At 43.8% G+C, this 281-nt stretch carries 1 protein-coding gene; it reads right to left on the bottom strand.

Annotation, left to right across the window (positions count from 1 at the left end; translation table 11 throughout):
- The coding region (locus FNN09_RS20975; RefSeq protein ID WP_143304442.1) for a sulfatase-like hydrolase/transferase at nucleotides 1-281 on the bottom strand (281 nt) is incomplete at both ends.

Below are 281 nucleotides of genomic sequence, written 5' to 3'. Positions count from 1 at the left end.
CCTGTTTTAGAGTGAGGAAACAGCACATACAGTCCTTTGCCTTCGTTGACACGAGGGGCATAGCGCCCTGTTAACAAGGCAGCACGTGAAGGTGTACAAGTACCGTGGGGCGCATAGAAATTTGTGAACTTCATTCCTTGCTCAGCTAAAGCGTCCAAATTAGGAGTAGAGATATCTTTTGAACCAAAGCAGCTCAAATCGTCAAAACCAACATCATCGGCCAGGATGTGAATAATGTTCGGTTTTTGAGCATAAATGTTGTTTGCAAAGATTTGCAAAGA

It is taken from the genome of Carboxylicivirga sp. M1479 (assembly GCF_007097485.1).
Classification (GTDB): Bacteria; Bacteroidota; Bacteroidia; order Bacteroidales; family Marinilabiliaceae; genus Carboxylicivirga.
Note: the sequence above shows the minus strand (reverse complement) of the source record. Positions and strands in the feature narration are given on the sequence as shown.